13 protein-coding genes are annotated in these 19,058 nt (G+C 68.2%); 3 read left to right on the forward strand and 10 right to left on the reverse strand.

Annotated features, from left to right (window positions below):
- Positions 1–52 precede the first annotated feature (52 nt).
- The 3 genes from accD to HL671_RS27180 are packed head-to-tail and all read left to right on the forward strand — an operon-like array spanning position 53 to position 3,084.
- Complete coding sequence (gene accD / locus HL671_RS27170) at positions 53–991, forward strand: acetyl-CoA carboxylase, carboxyltransferase subunit beta (protein WP_172240434.1); 939 nt, start codon at positions 53–55, stop codon at positions 989–991.
- Entirely contained in the window at positions 988–2,331 is a 1,344-nt protein-coding gene (locus tag HL671_RS27175) for a bifunctional folylpolyglutamate synthase/dihydrofolate synthase (RefSeq protein WP_172240437.1), read from the forward strand. The genes accD and HL671_RS27175 overlap by 4 nt, the downstream gene beginning before the upstream one ends.
- Before the next feature lie 12 nt (positions 2,332–2,343).
- Positions 2,344–3,084 (forward strand): metallophosphoesterase family protein, encoded by a 741-nt coding sequence (locus tag HL671_RS27180; protein ID WP_172240440.1) that lies wholly within the window; start codon positions 2,344–2,346, stop codon positions 3,082–3,084.
- A gap of 2 nt (positions 3,085–3,086) precedes the next feature.
- Here HL671_RS27180 and HL671_RS27185 read toward each other — a convergent pair whose 3' ends face one another.
- From HL671_RS27185 to coaBC, 10 genes are all read right to left on the reverse strand, one after another.
- A complete protein-coding gene (locus HL671_RS27185; protein WP_172240568.1) occupies positions 3,087–4,100 on the reverse strand; it encodes an ATP-dependent DNA ligase in 1,014 nt (337 codons plus the stop codon).
- 143 nt (positions 4,101–4,243) lie between these two features.
- Entirely contained in the window at positions 4,244–4,564 is a 321-nt protein-coding gene (trxA, locus tag HL671_RS27190; RefSeq protein WP_011942615.1) for a thioredoxin, read from the reverse strand.
- A gap of 101 nt (positions 4,565–4,665) precedes the next feature.
- A complete protein-coding gene (addA, locus tag HL671_RS27195) occupies positions 4,666–8,139 on the reverse strand; it encodes a double-strand break repair helicase AddA (protein ID WP_172240443.1) in 3,474 nt (1,157 codons plus the stop codon).
- The gene (addB, locus tag HL671_RS27200) at positions 8,133–11,279 is read right to left on the reverse strand and encodes a double-strand break repair protein AddB (RefSeq protein WP_172240446.1); all 3,147 of its coding nucleotides are present in this window, start codon (positions 11,277–11,279) and stop codon (positions 8,133–8,135) included. Before addB ends, addA begins: the two co-directional genes overlap by 7 nt.
- A gap of 181 nt (positions 11,280–11,460) precedes the next feature.
- Complete coding sequence (locus tag HL671_RS27205) at positions 11,461–12,183, reverse strand: nucleotidyltransferase family protein (protein ID WP_011942612.1); 723 nt, start codon at positions 12,181–12,183, stop codon at positions 11,461–11,463.
- A gap of 148 nt (positions 12,184–12,331) precedes the next feature.
- A complete protein-coding gene (locus HL671_RS27210) occupies positions 12,332–12,637 on the reverse strand; it encodes a PilZ domain-containing protein (protein ID WP_011942611.1) in 306 nt (101 codons plus the stop codon).
- 301 nt (positions 12,638–12,938) lie between these two features.
- Positions 12,939–14,468 carry a tRNA (adenosine(37)-N6)-threonylcarbamoyltransferase complex ATPase subunit type 1 TsaE gene (gene tsaE / locus HL671_RS27215; protein ID WP_172240449.1) on the reverse strand — a complete coding sequence of 510 codons (1,530 nt, stop codon included), beginning with the start codon at positions 14,466–14,468 and terminating at the stop codon, positions 12,939–12,941.
- Positions 14,465–16,972, reverse strand: coding sequence for a sensor histidine kinase (locus HL671_RS27220; RefSeq protein WP_011942609.1), 2,508 nt, complete (start codon positions 16,970–16,972; stop codon positions 14,465–14,467). The genes tsaE and HL671_RS27220 overlap by 4 nt, the downstream gene beginning before the upstream one ends.
- Before the next feature lie 188 nt (positions 16,973–17,160).
- Positions 17,161–17,619, reverse strand: coding sequence for a dUTP diphosphatase (gene dut, locus HL671_RS27225; RefSeq protein WP_172240452.1), 459 nt, complete (start codon positions 17,617–17,619; stop codon positions 17,161–17,163).
- Positions 17,616–19,043 carry a bifunctional phosphopantothenoylcysteine decarboxylase/phosphopantothenate--cysteine ligase CoaBC gene (coaBC, locus tag HL671_RS27230; protein ID WP_172240455.1) on the reverse strand — a complete coding sequence of 476 codons (1,428 nt, stop codon included), beginning with the start codon at positions 19,041–19,043 and terminating at the stop codon, positions 17,616–17,618. The genes dut and coaBC overlap by 4 nt, the downstream gene beginning before the upstream one ends.
- Positions 19,044–19,058 lie beyond the last annotated feature (15 nt).

A 19,058-nucleotide genomic window follows, 5' to 3' on the forward strand; every position in this document is an offset into this window, starting at 1 on the left:
GTGACGCCGCTGTCCCGCCATATATCCCGGCGACCGCAACACGGAGCTTCTCATGAACTGGCTTACCAATGTGGTCCGGCCGAAGATCCGCAACATCCTGCGCCGCGAGACGCCGGAAAACCTCTGGATCAAGTGCCCGGATTCCGGACAGCTCGTGTTCTACAAGGACGTCGAGGCCAACCAGTTCGTCATTCCCGGTTCGAACTATCACATGCGCATGGGCGCAACCGCCCGGCTGAAATCGATGTTCGACAACGAAACCTGGTTCGACGTCGCGTTGCCCGAAGTGACGCCCGATCCGCTGAAGTTCCGTGACGAGCGCCGCTACGCCGACCGCATCAAGGATGCGCGGGCGCGGACCGGCATGAACGATGCCGTCAAGGTCGGGTTCGGCAAGCTCGAAGGCATGGGCGTTGTCATCGCCGTGCAGGATTTCGACTTCATGGGCGGCTCGCTCGGCATGGCGGCCGGCGAAGCGATCGTGCGCGGGCTCGAGCTCGCGGTCGAGAAGACATCGCCATTCATCGTGTTCGCGGCGTCCGGTGGGGCGCGCATGCAGGAGGGCATTCTGTCGCTGATGCAGATGCCGCGCACGACCGTGGCCGTGCAGATGCTGCGCGAGGCCAAGCTGCCCTATATCGTCGTGCAGACCAACCCGACCACCGGCGGCGTCACCGCGTCCTACGCGATGCTCGGCGACGTCCACATTGCCGAGCCCGGCGCGCTGATCGGTTTCGCCGGCGCCCGCGTCATCGAGCAGACCATTCGCGAGAAGCTGCCTGAAGGCTTCCAGCGCGCTGAATATCTGCTCGACCACGGCATGGTCGACATGGTCGTGCATCGTCATGACCTGCGCCCGACCCTGGCGCGGCTCTGCCGCCTGCTGACCAAATCGCCGGCTGTCGAACACCCCAAGCCGGCTCCGCAGCTGCCGCCGCCGGCCAAGACGGTCGAGGCGGCCGATGCGCCGACGGTTGCGCCGACCGCGTGAACGATCTCGCCGCCCAGCCACGCCCTTCGCTCGACGAGCTGATCGCGCGGCTCTCCGCGCTGCACCCGAGCAGGATCTCGCTCGGGCTTGAGCGCATGCACCGGCTGCTCGCGCAGCTCGACCATCCCGAGCGCAAGCTGCCGCCGGTGATCCATGTCGCCGGCACCAATGGCAAGGGCTCGACGGTCGCCTATCTGCGCGCGATGCTCGAAGCCGCCGGCCTGCGCGTCCACGTTTTCACCTCGCCCTGGCTGGTGCGTATCAACGAGAGCTATCGGCTCGGCAAGGTCGGCGGCGGCGTCCTGGTCGATGATGACGAACTGATCTCCGCGCTGCTGGAATGCGAGCGGGTCAATGCTGGCGCGCCGATCACCTTCTTCGAGGTCAAGACCGTCGCGGCCTTCCTGCTGTTCGCGCAGCATCCTGCCGATGTCGTTCTGCTCGAAGTCGGCCTTGGCGGCCGGCTCGATTCGACCAACGTGATCGATCAGGTCGCGGGCTCCGTGCTGACGCCGATCAGCATGGACCATATGGAATTCCTTGGCGACACGCGCGCACTGATCGCCGCCGAAAAAGCCGCCATCATCAAGCGCGGCTGTCCGGTGATCTCGGCGGCGCAGGAGTCGGATGCAATGGCCGTGATTGAGCGCGAGGCCAAACGGCAGCGCGCGCCGCTGTTCGCAGCCGGTGAGAGCTGGCATGTGAGCGTCGAGCGCAATCGGCTCGTTTATCAGGATGATCGCGGTCTGCTCGATCTGCCGGCGCCGAGATTGTTCGGTCGCCACCAGTTCGACAATGCGGGGCTGGCCATCGCGACCTTGCGCGCGATCGATCAGTTCAGGCTCACCACCAAGGCATTCGAGGACGGCATCGTCAACGCCGAATGGCCGGCGCGCATGCAGCGGCTGTCGAGCGGTGCCCTCACCACGCTCGGACCGCAAGGGGCCGAGATCTGGCTCGACGGCGGGCATAATGCCGAAGGCGGTCGCGTCGTCGCCGCTGCGCTCGGCGATCTCGAAGAACGCGTCTCGCGGCAGCTCGTCGTGATCGTCGGCATGATGGGCAACAAGGATGCGGCGGCTTTCCTGGCCAATTTTGCCGGGCTGACGCGCCATATCATCGTCGTGCCGATTCCGAACGAGAGCAAGGCGATGGCGCCGGCCGATCTCGCCGCGGCGGCGCGCACGCTCGGCATGCGCGTCGAGATCGCCGATGGCGTGGCGTCAGCGCTCGCCGGCATCGCGCGGCTTGCCTATGAGGTGCCGCCGCGTATTCTGATCACGGGGTCGCTCTATCTGGCGGGCCACGTGCTCGACCTCAACGGCACGCCGCCGACCTGAGGGAAATGATACATGCGCTTCGCCGCGATCGCCGATATCCACGGCAACCATCTCGCGCTGGAGGCCGTGCTCGCGGATATCCGTGCTCAAGGCGTGACGGACATCGTCGACCTCGGCGACATGGCGAGCGGTCCGCTCGATGCGCGGCGCACGATGGACATGCTGATGGCGCTCGACGCGGTGCATGTACGTGGCAATCACGATCGCTGGCTGATCGATCGGCCGTTCGAGAAGATGGGCGGCTGGGAGCGTCCGGCCTATCCGCAGCTCGACGCCGGCCATCTTGACTGGCTGCGCACGATCCCGGCGACCGCCGTGTATCGCGAGCAGGTGTTTCTGTGTCACGCCACGCCCGAGGACGACAACGTCTACTGGCTCGAGAGCGTGGCGCCGGACGGCGCCATCACCTGCGCGTCGCTTGATGACATCGAACGACTGGCCGCCGGCATTTCGCAGTCGTTGATCCTGTGTGGCCACACGCACACTGCACGCGCCGTGCGCCTCCGTGACGGGCGGCTGATCGTCAATCCCGGCAGCGTCGGCAGCCCCGGCTATTCCTACAACGTGCCGCATCCGCATGTCGTGCAGGCCGGCACGCCCGACGCGCGATACGCGATCGTCGAACTCACGCCGGCCGGCTGGAGCGTCAGCTTCCGCCACGTGCCCTATGATCATCGCGCGATGGCTACGCTGGCGCGTGCCAATGGCGATACCGAATTCGCGTCGGCGCTCGCGACCGGCTGGATCCGCTGAGCTCACGCGAGCAGCTTCAAGGGATCGGCGATGGTCTGCTTGAGCTGCTCGAACGTACATTGCCTGGGCGATTTGTCGGGACGCCAGCGCAGGATCGAGGTGCCGTGGCGGAAGCGATCGCCGGAGAAATGGTCGTAGCAGACCTCGATCACCAGCTTCGGCTTGAGCGGGCACCATTCTGTCGAGCGCGCGGTCGACCAGCGGCTCGGCCCGCCCGGCGCATTGCCGGTGAAGCCGGGCGGCGCAATCAGCGGTTCTAATTTGTCTGTCAATGCGGGCTTCTCCTCCTTCTTGAGCGCGGAGGTGAAGCCGACGTGATGCAGCAGGCCGTCATCATCGTAGAGCCCGAGCAGCAGCGAGCCGACCAGCTTGCGGCCCTGGGCGCCCTTGTTGGTGGCGTAGCGGAAGCCGCCGATGACGCAATCGGCCGAGCGATGGCGCTTGATCTTCTGCATGCCGTCGCGATTGCCGGCCTGGTAGGGCAGGTCGATGCGCTTGGCGATCACGCCGTCCGAGCCGCCGCCCGACTGCGCCAACCAGTCCTGCGCGGTCGCAAAGCGGGTGGTGGCCGGCGACAGCCGGAAGGTCGGATGATCCGTGAAATTCGCCTTCGCGAACGCCTCCAGCGCGAGCCGCCTTGCGTGCAGCGGCCGGGCCATCAGCTCTGCATCCTTTGCCGTCGCCAGCAAGTCGAAGGCGAGGAACAGCGCCGGCGTCTCCACCGATAGCTTCTTCACGCGGCTCGCGGCCGGATGGATCCGCCGCAGCAGCGCGTCGAACGAGAACGACTTCGCCTGCGGCACGACCAGCTCGCCATCAAGCGTGAAGCGCGTGGCCTTCAGTGCCCGCGCGGCGGCGGCCACCTCGGGAAAGTAGCGTGCGAGATCTTCGCCCGCCTTGGACTGCATCGTCACGTCAGCCCCGTGGCGCGCCAGAAGACAGCGGAAGCCGTCCCATTTCGGCTCATACTGCCACTCGTGCCCGCGCGGGATCGCATCCACCGACCGCGCCTCCATCGCCAAGAGGCCGGATTTGCGAGAGGGGGAGCGGCTGAGGCGGGAGGGCATGGCGACATCCGGAAATCGCTGAAAACACCCCTCTCAACGCAAACGGCCGGCGATTCCGCCGGCCGTTCGACAAAAATGATGTTGCGGGCGCGTCAGACCGCGGACGAGATCCACTGCTGCAGCTTCGCCTTGGGCGCAGCGCCGACCTGGCGGGAGGCCATCTCGCCGCCCTTGAACACCATCAGGGTCGGGATCGACATCACGCCATATTTCGAGGCCGTCTTGGGGCTCTCGTCGACGTTCAGCTTCACGATCTTGACCTTGTCGCCCATCGCGCTCGAAATCTCGTCGAGGGCAGGGGCGATCATGCGGCAGGGGCCGCACCATTCGGCCCAGAAATCGACGACGACCGGGCCGTCCGCCTGCAGCACTTCGCTTTCGAAATCGGCGTCGGAAACCTTGCCAACGGCCATGGGATTACCTCGTTCGGTTGGAGGGAGCGGCGCTGATGTGGCGCCGCCGCAGCGTGGGGGTGAAAGTATGAATGGGGCGATGCCGGGTCAAGCGCGCTCACTCAGACGGGATCGGATGGCAGCATGGCGTCCAGCGCGGAGGCCGGAATCTCCATGAATTCAGGGGCTTCGGTCCAGAGCAGGGCGGCCAGGACGGCCCTCTTGGGATACAGCTCGCCAAGCACGGCCCGGTAGAGCGCGAGCTGGCGGATATAGGCCGGGGGTACCTCGGCGAGGTCCGATGGCGGCTGCTGGTTGGTCTTGAAGTCGACGATCAGCACTTCGGAGCCGGTCACGACGAGACGGTCAATCTGGCCGGACACCAGCGCGCGCGGTTGTCCGGGCAAAGCGAGGCGGCCGACGATCGACACTTCGGCCCGGCTGCCGGGCGCAAACACTGCGGCAAAACGCGGGTCCTGGATCACGGCAAGCACGCGCTCGGCGAGCCCTGTGCGCTGCTCCTCGGGCCAGTCGGCGGCATTGCGCAGCAGGTAGCGCAGGGCGGCGTCGCGTCGCCGCTCCGGCAGGACCTCCGGCAAGGACTGCAGCAGGCGGTGGACCAAGGTGCCGCGCTGCATCGCAAGGCTGCGCGCCGCTAGCGATTCGCCGGAGCGTACCGGCCGTTCGTCGGCGGAGGGATCGGACGGCCTGAGCACGGCGACCTCGCCGGGCGTCTCGGCGGCGACCGTGCGCAGCCACGCCGGCAGCTCCACGGGCATCTCCACCATGCGTCGCGCCTCATCCTTGGCGGTCTCCGCGATATCCTCCGCCCGCGCGTAGCGCTTGATCGGCCCGTCCTCGGTCTCGATCACCTCGACCTGGAGGCCCGCCGCGTCCAGTCCGCGCGCCATCAGGTCGTACCAGCTGCCGCCGCGGACGTTGGTCATGTTGCCGGGCATGCAGCCGCCGATGACCAGCCGATCCGCGGCGCGCGTCATCGCGACATACAGCAGCCGGCGATACTCATCCTCGGTCTCCTTGAGCATCGCCGCGCGCGCCGTGGCGACAGGCTGCGGATCATCCGACTTGCGCCCGGCCCAGACCACGATCTCCTGGTCGCCGTGCGGCACATGAATCAGCCGCAGCCGCTGCGAATCCGCCGGCGACGACGTCGTGTCGACCAGGAACACCACCGACGCTTCGAGGCCCTTGGCGCCGTGCACGGTCATCACCCGGATCTCGTCGCGCGAGATCTCCATGTCGCGCTTCACCTCGGTATCGGCGGCGCGCAGCCAGGCGACAAAGCCCTGCAGCGAGGCCGGCGCCTTGCGCTCGTAGGACAGCGCCAGTTCGAGGAATTCGTCGAGCGCGTCATTGGCCTCATGGCCGAGCCGCGCCAGGATGCGGCGCCGGCCGCCATCGCCGCCGAGCAGCCAGGCGTAGAAGGCGAACGGCGTATCCTCGGCGGCGCGGCGCTCGCATTGCTGCAGCCGGCGCAGCACCGCCTGCAGCCGCGGGTCATCGGCCGCCTGCGCCGTCAGCGCGTCGCGCAAAGAGCCGCGACGCTGCCACGCCAGCTTGAACAGGTCGTCATCGTCGAGCCCGAATAGCGGGCTCTTCAGCGCGATGGCCAGTGCGAGGTCGTCCTGCGGCAGCAGCAGCGCGTCGGCGAGGTTCATCAAATCGATGATCGCGATGTGCTCGGTCAGCTTCAGCCGGTCGGCGCCCGCGACGGGAATGCCGGCATGCTTCAACGCCTGGATCACGGCATCGAATGCGGTGCCGCGCCGGCGCACCAGGATCAGCATGTCGCCATAGCTCAGCCGCCGCCTCGCTCCGTCATGGCCGGTCATGGTGCCCGCGCGGATCAGCCGCTTGATCTCGGCCTGGATGCGCCGCGCCAGCTTCACCTCGGGACTCGTCACCGAGACGCCGTCGAACGGCGCGCGCCAGCCCTCGATCTCCTTGCGGTCGTCGCGCTCGCACAGGCTCCACAGCTCGATCAGGCTTGGCCCGGCATCGGTCAGCGAGTTGTGGACGGGATAGCCAATATCGGGCGAATGGATGCTGCTGTAGACCTCGCGCTCGCGGAACACGTGGTCGACCGCGTGCAGCACGGTCGAGCCGGAGCGGAACGAATAGGTGAAGGACACCGGATCGAACAGCAGGCCGGCATCGGTGAAGCGCTTCTGCAGCTGCCGCCTGCGGGCATCGAATTCATGCGGATCCGCGCCCTGGAACGAGAAGATCGACTGCTTCTCGTCGCCGACCGCGAAGATCGTGCGCGTCAGGCCCTCGCGCGCGCCGGCGCCGGCGGTGAACTCCTCGATGATGTGGGCGACGATGTCCCATTGCCTGGGACTCGTATCCTGTGCCTCGTCGATCAGCACGTGATCGACGCCACGGTCGAGTTTGTAGTGCACCCAGCCGGCGGAGACGCGGTTGAGCATGACCAGCGTCTTGTCGATCAGGTCGTCATAGTCGAGCAGCCCGCGCTCCTCTTTCTCGCGGCGATAGTTCGCGGCGGCCGCGGTCGCGATTTGCAGCAGCGCCTCGGTGCGGTCGCGCACGACCGCGGCGCGGCGCTTCTCGATCAGGCGGTCGAGCCGGCGCGCCTCCGACTCGAACAAGCCAGCAAGCCCGGGATTGCTGTCGGCGAATTTCTTGGTCAGCAGCGATTTGCGCGGCTCCTTGTCCTCGGTGAGGAACACGCGGAGATATTCGTCGACCTGATCGCTGCCCGAGAACGCCAGCGCGGCGCGGAGCTGGTCGGCCTGCTTCTGGTCCGTCTTGGCGCCACCATCGAGCCGGGCGGCGATCTCGGTCCAGTCCGCGCGCGGCAGGTTGGGACCATCGAGAATGTCCTGCTCGATTGCTTCCAGCGTCTCGTCCGGCGCGATGCCGAGCACCTGCCCAAGCTGCTGCGCGGCAACCTCGACGCGACCCGCGCCGTCCGTCCAGGCTATGAAATGATCACGGCTGAGACAGGCCTCGCGCACCACCTCCTTGAAGGTCGAATCGGCCGCGTTGGCCATCGCGACCTGCAGCGCGCGGCCGACCGCGCTGTCCGGCGTGCGCGCCGCGTCCAGCAGCACCTTGAGATTGGCGCGCTCCATCATCTCGGTCTGGTCGCGCTCGTCGAGCACCGAGAACCGCGCCGGCACATTGGCCTCGAACGGGAATTGCTGCAGCAGCCGGGTGCATAGCGCGTGGATGGTCTGCACCTTCAGCCCGCCCGGCGTCTCCAGCGCGCTCGCAAACAGCTTGCGCGCCGAGGCGCGCAGCTTCTTGTCGGGCGTGGGAATGCCGGTGGATTTGATCGCGCTGTCGAGCGCCTCATCGTCGAGCGTCACCCAATGACCGAGCGTCGAGAACACGCGCTCGGCCATGTTGGCCGCGGCGGCCTTGGTGAAGGTGATGCAGAGAATCTTCTCCGGCGGCACGCCGTCGAGCAGCAGCCGGATCACCCGCTGCACCAGCACATGCGTCTTGCCCGAGCCGGCATTGGCCGAGACGAAGGCCGACGCGGCCGGGTTCGACGCGCGCGTCTGCGCGTCGCGCACGGCCTGCGGGATCGGACGCGGCGCCTTCACCATTCCTCCACTCCCAGACCACCGGCCGCCGACCATTCCTTGATGCGGGCGAGGTCGTCATAGGCGCCGTAGCGGTTGGCCCACATCGACAGGTTCAGTGAGGTGTAGCCCTGATTGATGTCCTCGAAGCTGCGGATCAGCGCTTCGAGCTTGGCGCGCGCCTCCTGCGCGGCCTGGTCCGGATGCTGCGGCGGGTCGCTCTTGTTGATCTTCAATTCGAGAATGCGCTCCTCGCCCGGCGGGTTGTTGCCGGACAACCTGATATAGACGAGCTGGCTGATCAGGCTGCCGGCGGGGATGCCGTCGAACCCACCTTCGCGCAGGATCGCCGCTTCCAAGGTGAGCTGCGGCGACAGGCCCATGCGCACCTGCTTGGCCGTCGGCGGCTGGCCGGTCTTGTAGTCGAGAATGGCGTAGGTGCCTTCGGCGCGGCGCTCGATGCGGTCGGCGCGCGCCGACAGGATGAAGGTCCGGTCAGGACTCAAGGGAATGCCGATCTCGCCGCGGATCTCCGCAGTGATGGCGCCGATCTGCTCGCGGCGTGCGCTCTCCCAGGCCGCGAACCAGCCCGCGATGCGCTGGAAGCGCGGCCACCACAGCGCCCGCGCCTCGGGGCGCTCCATCAGCGGCGCAAAGTGCTTCTCGCCGATCTGCCGCAGCACAGGCGCGGGATCCGGCGGCAGCGCATCGGCATAGGTTTGCGTGAACTCGCCGATCGCCTCGTGGATCGCCGAGCCGCGATCCGCCGCCGACAGCGGCATGTCGACCGGGTCGAGCGGATCAAGCTTGAGGATGTAGCGCGCGAAGATGGTGTAGGGATCGCGCAGCCAGTCCTCGATGGCGGTGACCGACATGCGCAGCGGACGCGCCGCCAGCGGCGGCTTCGGCGCCGGCTGTTCGACCGGCTTCACCTCGGGGGGCTGGTCGAGCACCTCGGCATAGCGGACGTAGGTCTCGCCACGTGCGGTCGCCGCCTTCCAGCGGTCGGCCCCGGCGACGGCTTCGAGCCGATGCAGGAAGCGCGACGCGACAGCCGGCGCGCCGCCGGATTTCGCCGCGTGGGTCAAGATGACCTCGGGGGCGCCCAGCAGCTGCGCGAAGTCATGCGCCGACAGGCCGATGCGGCGCTCGGGCAGATCAAGGCCGAGCTGATGCCGCATCGGGCGGCTGAGCCAGGGATCGATGCGCGGCGCCGGCGGCCACACGCCCTCGATGAGACCGCCGATGATCATGCGATCGGCCTGCATCAGCCGCGCTTCGAGCGGGCCGTAGATCTGCAGCTGCGCGCCATGGCGCTCGGGGCGGCGCACCGCGCGATCGGAGAAGGCGGTGTGGAACAGGTCCGGATAGTCTGACAGCGGCGCCATCAGGCCGCAGCGCTCGCCTGAGGCGAGGAGATCGTCGAAGCAGCGCGCCAGCGCCGCGCCGTCGCGGTCGGTGAAGGCGGTGCTGAGACCGACATCATCGGTCGACAGCGCGATCAGCACCTCGCGATGCCGCGCCGCGAGCTCGGCGAAATCCTGCGGGCGCGGCGAGGCAAGATTTTCCAGCGGCGCCAGCGCGGTCTGCAATTGCGCGATCAGCGCGCCGGCGCGGTCGAGTTGCTCAGGGCTCAGCCGCGCGCGCGGCTCGGCCCGGTGCAGCGATGAGGCTTCGCCCTGATGCAGCCTGGTATGCTCGTCGCGGAAGCGGGCGAAGTCGCGCGCGAGCCCGCTGGTGCCGGCTTGCGGCCGCGTCCCGCGAAGCATCGCGAGCTCGAGCGTCTCGATCGCGCTTGTCCAGCCCTTGGCGGCCCGGCCGAGGCGGCACAGCGGGTGCTTGAGCAGCGCCAGCAGGGTCGGCGGCTCCAGGCTGCGCGCGGCAGCCTCGGCAGCGAGGCGCGCAAAGATGCCGGCCGGCGTTTCCAACAGCGCATCGCCGCCGGAATCGTCGAAGGTCAGGTGCCAGCGCGTCAGCGCTGCCATCACGCGGCGCGCCAGCGTGCGGTCCGGCGTCACCAGCGCGGCCGATTTGCCGAGATGGCGGGCCTCGCGCATGGCGATGGCAATCGCCAGGGCCTCCATCTCCGGATTGGGCGCGGCGACGACAGCGAGATTGTCCATTGCCTCGGCGATGTTGGCGGCGACGTCGAGCTGGCGCAGCCGCTCGTGCCAGACCGCGGTCGCTTCCGACGGCCGCATCGCTTCGGAGATCAGCACCTCGCGGCCGCCGCGGCCGGGATGCGCGAGCCGGATCACGTCGCGCCGCTCCAGGCCGAAGCGCTTGAGCAGCAGGTGCATCGCATATTGCGGATGGTTGACGGCGGGCGGCGTGATCACGCGGCCGGCGCGATCCTTGGCGCCGCCGATCGAATTCCATGCGGCTTCATCGAGATCGGTGTCGAGCCCGGGCAGCACCACGGCACCGTGCGGCAGCTTCGCCACCGCCAGCAGGAATTTTGCCGTCGCCGGCATCGAGCCGGTCGAGCCCGCGGCAATGACGGGTCCATCGGGATGCGCCGAGAGCCGCGCGGCTTCGGCGGCGATCAGCAGGTCGCGCCGCGCCGCCGGCTCGATGCGCTCGATCTCCTGCAGATAGGCCGGCCATGCCGTGCGCGCGATGCGCAGGAACTCCAGCGAATATTGCCAGTATTTGTCGAGCTGGTCCGGCACCAGCGCGTCCAGCGCCTCCCACGACACGCCGCGCGTCACCATGTCGTCGATCAGCCGCGCGAGGTCGCCGGCCAGCGCCAAGGTCGAGGCGGGGCCGCCGATCACCAGCGGCGCCGACACCGGCGTCTTGGCCCAGGCCGCCACCAGCCGCGCCAGAGTGAGCCGCCGCTGCAGATCGTCGAGCCGCTCCGGGATCTCCAGCGGCGCCGGGCCGAGGAATGCGTCGCGATCCTCGGCGAAGGCCAGCTCGTCCTCGTCGATGTCGCCGAGCGCGACGAGGCGCGGCAGCACCGCGGCGTCGGTCTTCAGCTCGTCCAGGAACATTTCGCGCGCGACACGGAGCGAGCGGCGCGTCGGCAGATACAGGGTCGCAGTCGCGAGCCGCGCAGGATCGCTACGCGCCTCAAAACCGTCGACCAGCCGGCCGTCCACCAGCGCCGCGATCACGCTGCGCAGGAACGGGGCCGAGATCGGAACAGTGAAGACGCGCATGGCCTGCGATTCGCGGTTGCTCAGGGCGTCTATATAGGGAGCGGTGGCTCGAAGGTCATACCCGGGGTGTGGATGGATGTTGATAGGTGCGTGACCTTCTCCCGGTGCTGGAGACTCCTTGGGCGTGAATAGTCGCCACGTTTCGGGGCGGTGCCGAATGTGAGCTGGCGGATTCGCCCGGCTACGCCGCGCTCTCCATCAGCGCTTCTTCGGCTTCGGCGACCGCGGCCGGCGTGCCGACATGCATCCAGACGCCTTCGAGGCGCAGGCCGAACAGGCGGTCCTGCTCGTTGGCCTTGTCGAACATCTTGGTCAGCGAGAATTCGCCCTTCGGCGCGCCGTCGAAGATTGCGGGGGAGATGATGGCGGCACCGGCATAGACGAACGGGACAACCTGGTGCTCCCGGCGTTTGCGCAAGGTGCCGTCGGCAAGCATGGCGTAGTCGCCGAGGCCCGAATAGCCGATCGAGGTCGCGGTCGGGGCCATCAGCAGCATGATGTCCATGAGCTCCGGATCGAAGGCGTCGGCGAGGCGCGACAGATTGTGGCGCACGCCCTCGATCCACATCGTGTCGGAGTTGACGTGAAAGAACGGCTGATGGCCGAGCAGCGGCAGCGCCTTGACCACGCCGCCGCCGGTGCCGAGCACCTGGTCGCGCTCGTCGGAGATCATCACGCGCGGCGCGGTGCGCGTCGCCGTGTGCGCGATGATCTGGTCGGCGAGATAATGGACGTTGACGACGGCCTCGGTGACGCCGGCCTCGGCGAGGCGGTCGAGCACGTGGTCGAGCAGCGGACGGCCCGCGACGCGCACCAGCGGTTTGGGCTGAGTCTCCGTCAGCGGGCGCATGCGCAATCCAAGACCGGCGGCGAGGACCATGGCTTTGTGCGGCTGGACGGGCATCTTCGAAGCATCTCGATCAAAGGTGGTCGACGCGAATCATACCACGCAAATTCATCTATCGTCTCGGTCGGTTGCGATAGCCTGAGGGGATGACGAATGTGCGACGACGGCCGCGTCGTCGTGACGCAAGATGCCGCAGCGGTCCGCGTCAGGCCTCGGCGGCCGCGCGCTTGTTGGCCTTCTTCTTGCCCTGTTTCAGGAAGGTGACGCCGATCTGGTCGCCATTGACCCAGGCCAGCTCGCAGCGCCGGTAGGCGAGGCCGGTCGACGACAGCAGCAGGAAGAATTCCTTCAGATGCAGTCCCTCGACGGAGCCCTCGACGGTCAGCTTGGCGCCGGTCTCGGAGACATCCTCGATGGTGCAGTTGCGCCGCCAGGTGCCGTCGATGCCCATCATGAAAGCCGGGATGCCGCGCTCGAAGACGACGCGCTCGCCCTTCATTCGCTCTGCCATCGCAACCTCCATCCACGCGGCGCAGCCGGACACCGCGGCGGCAGGGTAAAGGGAGACGGCTAAGAACCGGTAAAGCTACGGGGGATGCCGGGAAGCGTGTGGCTCGGCCACCCTCCCCCTCCAGACAGGGGCGATCGCACGCGAAGCGGGCGAGCGGGGTTGGGGTGAAGCCAAGGGCGACGGCGGATGTGGAGAGATCACCCCGCCCCGCTGCCCTCGCTGCCGCGAGTGCGTCGACTCTCCCCCTCCAGGGGAGGGTGACAGTGAGCGTTGATTGTCAGTCTTCAGAAAACGGTCGCGCTCACGCCACGCCCACCGGCGGCGGCACGTTCGCCGCGTACCAGTCGCGCAGCGGATCCAGGACCGGATGGCACAATGAGCGGTGCAGATAGTCCCAGATGCGGGGCTGGTGCTTGAGGTATTGCGGCTTGCCGTCGCGGCGGTTGAGGCGGGCGAAGGTGCCGAGCAGGCGGGTGTTGCGCTGGGCGGACATGATCGCGTAGTGCGCGGCGAATTCCTCCGCGTCGAACGCGGTGGACGCCGCCTGGCGCGCGGCGATGTAGCGCGTGCGCAGTGCCTGCTCGATGTCCGCCGGCACGTCGATGCGCGCGTCCTGCGCCAGCGACACCACGTCATAGGCCGGCGGGCCCATCACGGCGTCCTGGAAGTCGATCACGCCGACCCGGGCGATGCCCTCGCGGGCCGGCAGCCACAGCAGGTTCGGCGAGTGATAGTCGCGGATCACCCAGGTCGGCCTTGCCGCCAACGGCGCGTCGAGCAGGTCGCGCCAGAGCTCCAGGAATTCGGCGCGCAGCACCTGCGACGGCGCGACGCCGCGGTCCGGCAGGTACCATTCGAGCATCAGGCCGATCTCGATCAGCATGGCGTCGGCGTCGAAGGTCGGGACGGTGTAGGTGACCTGCGGCGCCAGCGGCAGCACCGATGGCACGTCCTGCGCATGCAGCGCGGCCAGCAGGTCGGTCGCCACTTCGTAGCACTCCACGATCGGTCGCGGCGGATCGCCTTCGATCACGCCCTCGCGCCCGAGATCCTCGGTGATGAGAAAGCCATGGTCGAGATCGGCGTCGTTGATCTTCGGCGCCGAGATGCCGCGGCCGCGCAGCGCGCCGGCAATGGCCACGAAGGGGCGGACGTCCTCGGCGAGATGCACGGCGCCGCTATAGGATTTGCCGTTGTAGATCGCCGGCCCATCGGGCCGCCTCGGCGAGTTCATCAGGATGAAGACGCGCTCGCCCTTATAGAGCCGCGCATAGGACCGGGTCGAGGCATCGCCGGCCATCCGTTCACGGCGGGATTTGGCGTGGCCGGCCTCGGTGAGGAATTCGCGCAGGACCTTGAGACGCGCGACGATCGCGGCGGCCTTGCCGGTACCGGTGATCTCGGCGCTGCGCGCGGTCTCGCCCTGGGATGCATCGTGGCGCAGCGCGATGTCGATGCGATCATGCGGCAGCTCGTCGCCGGCGCGTTCCGGCCATTCGATCAGCACCACCGTGGCTTCGGGCAGCGGTGACAGGCCGATCTCCTCCAGCTCCGACGCATCGCTGATGCGGTAGAGATCGGCATGCACCAGCGCGAAGCTCGGCAGCTCGTAGCTTTGCGCCAAGGTGAAGGTCGGGCTCGGCACTTCGAGCTCGGCATCATCGGCGAGGTAGCGGATCATCGCCCGTGCCGCGGCGGTCTTGCCGGCACCGAGATCGCCCGTGAGCGTGATCAGCACGCCCGGGCCGATCAGCAAAGCGAGGTCGGCCATCAAGGCGGCGGTCGCGGTCTCATCCGCCAGCGCGGTGGTGAATGTCAGTCGGTCCGTCATTCCGCGGCGTTGCGTTGCGCGATGTGGTCGGTCGGGAAGTCACAGGTGACCGTGGTGCCCTTGCCCACCACCGAATCCATCCGCACCTTGCCGCCATGCAGCTCGACGAAGGAGCGCACCAGCGACAGGCCGAGTCCGGCGCCGCGATGGCGCGAGCCCTGCGAGCGGCTGACGAACCAGTCGAACATCTGGTCCTTGAGATCGGGCGGAATGCCGGGTCCGGAATCGGTGACCGAGAACGCGACGCTGTGGTCGGTTCGGCGGGCGCTGACCAGGACGGTCGAATCCTGCGGCGAGAAGCCCACCGCATTGGCAAGCAGATTATAGAGCACCTGCACGACGCGGCGCTCGTCGCCGACGAAGGTGCCGACATTCGGATCGACCTGGACCTTGAGGCGGATGCGGTCGGTGGCCAGCCGGTCCTGCACGCCTTCCGCCGCAGCCTCGATCGCCTTGGCGGCGTCGACCGGCCCGAGCTCGAGCTTCATCGCGCCGGCGTCGATGGTGGCGAGGTCGAGAATGTTGTTGGTGAGGGCCAGCAGCGCGTTGGTCGATTTGGTGACGTAGTCGAGATATTCGGCCTGCTTTGGCGTCAGCGGCCCGGTCGATGGGTCGGACAGGAAATGCGCGAAGCCGATGATGGTGGTCAGCGGCGCGCGCAGCTCGTACGAGACGTGGTGGACGAAGTCGATCTTCATCTGGCCGGCGGCTTCCAGCGCCTCGTTGCTCTCGCGCAGCGCGCGCTCGACATTCTCAGTGTCGGTGATGTCCTGGAAGGTCAGCATGGTCGCGCCGTCGGGCAAGGGGCGGCTCATGCAATCGAGGACGCTGCCGTCCTTGCGCTCGAGTTTCAGCGCGATGTCGAGACGGTTCTCGATCGAGGTGATGGCCTCGCGAATGGTGCGCCAGGCAACGGCGTCGTCGTACAGCGAGCGGCACCACGACTCGACGGTGTCGATATGCGGATGCTCGCGCAGCTGATCCGGCGACAGCCGCCACATCTTGGCGAAAGCGGGATTGAACAGCTCGACGCGGCCATTGGAGCCGAACACCGCGACGCCTTCGGCCAGGCTGTCGAGCGTCTCGCGCTGGACCCGGATCAGTCCGTCGAAGCGGCGGGCGAGCGCGAAGCTCTCGGTGACGTCGTCGAACAGATAGGTCACCCCGCCTTCCGGATTGGGCGTGGTGACGACGGAGAGCGCGCGGCCATCCGGCAGGAACCAGGTGTCCTTGGCGGCCTCGACGGCGCGATAGGCCTCGTGCAGCTTGGCCTTCCAGGCGCGGAAGTCAGCCTGCTCGGGCAATTTGCGTGCGGCGCGCAGGCGGTCGAGCACCGAGGAATCGTCCGGTTGGCTGTCGAGGAAGGCGGAATCGAGATCCCACAGGCGGCGATAGGAGTCATTGTAGAACGAGAGCCGGCGTTGGCCGTCGAACACGGCGACGCCGGATGACAGCTGGTCGAGCGTGCGGCGATGCGCCTCGGCCATGCGCACCAGGGCGGTGCGCAGCGCTGCAGCCTCGCTGGCATCGATGGCGACGCCGGCGCTGCCATTACTCAGCGTGAAGGCGTGCACATCGTGCATGCGGCGCTCGCCGCCGGTCACGATCGGCAGCCGGCCCTCGAAGCGGCCGGCGGCGCCAAGCGCGCGCTGCAGGTCGGTGCGGTCGGCGGAATCGAGCAGTTCGAGATTGCGGCTGATCGCGTCGGGGACGTCACGGGCGTCGGCGGCGCGCGCATAGGCGGGGTTGACATAAGTGAGCGCGCCATTGGCCTGTCTCGCCCAGACTGGCCAGGGCAGGGCAGCGGCGAGCGCGCGCAGCGACTCGGTCTCCTCGCCGAGCGCCTTGAACCTCAGCTGGGTCTCGGCGAGCTCGCGGCGCAGGCCCGATAATTCGCGGATGCGCACGATGGCCTGGCCGCCAATGGCCCGGCCCATCGCTTCGATGGCATGGCCATGCGAGCTGGTGAGATGCAGCAGGAAACCTTCGCCGGCCTCGCGCAGCGCATCGACCGCGCGATCGAGCTGCAGCGCCGGCTCCGGCGGCAGCCAGCTGCCAAAGGCGAGGATGCGTTGCGGCTGATCCTGCGGCACCAGCATCGCGGTGTCGCCGGAGATCTGCGGGCGATGGCCGCCGGCCGGCCAGGCGATCAGGATCTGCGGCTCGGCAAACAGCAGCGCGCGGTAGCGATCGGCTTGCAGCTGCAGTGCGGCGACATCGGCGCGCAGCCGCGCTTCCTTGCGTGCGGCTGCCAGCCGCGTGCGCACCAGCGCCACGGCTGCGACCACCGAGAAGCCGAGCAGCGCCAGCATCGCCGTCACCTCGGCGACGTCCTGACGGCTCAATTCGAACAGCGTCGTGACTGCATCCGCCGGCACGCCATTGCCTGCAAAACCCGGTGTCGCCGGAGCAAGCGCGGTCGCTGCGAGCCCCAACAGGCCCTTGCGCGCGAGTGACGTGCACGACAGCAGCGTCTGACGCATCACCACGATCACGCCCGACATTTTTGCCCCAAACCGCACGAAGTTCCGCGCGGCGCCGATCGCGTCGACCGCGCCGTTTCACGAATCAATCAACAATACCCGCTTCGGGACTCCAGCGGTAAGAGTCCAGACCGTGAACGGTGGTTGCGTGTGAGGAAAATGCGTCTATCGATCGGCGCTTTCGAGTCCAAATGGTGGCGGTCCGTGTTTCAACGGCCCGTCGAACCGAAGCCTCCGCTGCCGCGCGCCGTCGCCGACAATGTCGTGGTGATCGAAAGCGCGGCGCGCGCCACCGTTGTGATCACCATCTGCGCGATGCGTTCGCCGCGGCGGATCGTAAACGGTTCCTTGCCGTGATTGATCAAGAGCACGCAGATCTCGCCGCGATAGTCCGCGTCGACCGTGCCGGGTGCATTCAGCACGGTGACGCCGTGCCGCGCCGCCAGACCGGAGCGGGGCCGCACCTGCGCCTCGTAGCCGTCCGGCAGCGCGAGCGACAAGCCGGTCGGAACCATCGCGTGACTGCCGGGGTCGAGCACCAGCGGCGCATCGGCGGCCACCGCGGCGAGCAGATCCATGCCGGCGGCATGCGCGGTCTGATAGGCCGGCAGCGGCAGGCCCTCGCCATGCGGCAGGATCTGAACGTCGATCGCAATCGTCTCGGTCACGCGGCGGGTCCTATCGTTCGGGCGATCTCGGCGACCAGAGCGGTCGCGACCTCGTCCTTGGTCATGATCGGCCAGGACGCGACATGGACGCCCTCGGTATCCTTCGTCAAGAGATGCACGGTGTTGCGGTCGCCGCCCATCACCCCGGTCGCGGGCGAGACGTCGTTGGCGACGATCCAGTCGCAGCCCTTGCGCGCGAATTTGGCCTTGGCGTTGTCGATCAGATGCTCGGTCTCTGCGGCGAAGCCGATCACCAGCCCCGGCCGCCTCTCCTTCAGATTGGAGATGGTCGCGAGGATGTCCGGGTTCTCGACCAGCGTGAGCGGCGGGATCGCCGTGTCGGTCTTCTTCAGCTTCTGGTCGCCCTCATTGGCGACGCGCCAGTCGGCGACCGCCGCGGCGAAGATCGCGACATCGGCGGGCAGCTCGGCCTCGACCGCGTCGAGCATCTGCCGCGCCGACTCGACATGCGTGACCCGGACCCCCTTGGGATCGCTCAGCTCGACCGGACCGGCGATCAGCCGCACGTCGGCGCCGGCCGCCTGGGCGGCCGCGGCGATCGCGAAGCCTTGCTTGCCGGAGGAACGGTTGGCGATGTAGCGCACCGGGTCGATCGCCTCATGGGTCGGCCCGGCCGTGATCAGCACCCGGCGGCCGGCCAGCGGGCGCGGCGTCGGCGGCTTCAGCATCGCCACCACGGCGTCGGCGATCTCGGTCGGCTCGGCCATGCGGCCGACGCCAGCCTCGCCCTTCTCCGCCATCTCCCCGGCATTCGGCCCGATCATCTGGATGCCGTCGCGCTGCAGCGTGGCGGCGTTGCGGCGCGTTGCCGGGTTGCTCCACATCATCGGGTTCATCGCCGGCGCCAGCAGGATCGGCCGGGTTGCCGCGAGCAGCACGGCGCTCGCAAGGTCGGAGGCCAAGCCCTGCGCCATCTTGGCCATCAGGTCGGCGGTCGCGGGCGCCACCACGATCAGGTCGCAGTCGCGCGCCAGCCGGATGTGGCCGACATCGAACTCGCTGCGTGCGTCGAACAGGTCGGTGAAAACGCGCTCGCCCGACAGCGCTGATGCGGCCAGCTCGGTGACGAATTGCGTCGCCGCCTTGGTCAGCACGCAGCGGACCTGGATGTGGCGCTCCTTCAGCCGCCGGATCAGGTCGAGCGACTTGTACGCGGCGATGCCGCCGCCGATGATCAGGGTGACGCGGGCCTCGCGTGCGACGCCGGGCTGCGGCACCATCGGCTCGGGCGGGGGGGCCGGCGTGGGCGGCGCCGACGGCGGTTCGGACGGGTCTGCCGGCTCGATCAGCCCGCGCAGGATGACCCGGACTTCCTCCTCGACGGAGCGGCCATTCTGCGCCGAGCGCAGCCGCAGATAGGTCTTGAGCGTCTCGTCGAGCTTGCGGATGGTCAGGCTGGCCATGACCGCCTCCCCAGC

Origin of the sequence: Bradyrhizobium denitrificans (assembly GCF_013179005.1) — a bacterium.
In the GTDB taxonomy this organism is placed as follows: Bacteria; Pseudomonadota; Alphaproteobacteria; order Rhizobiales; family Xanthobacteraceae; genus Bradyrhizobium; species Bradyrhizobium denitrificans.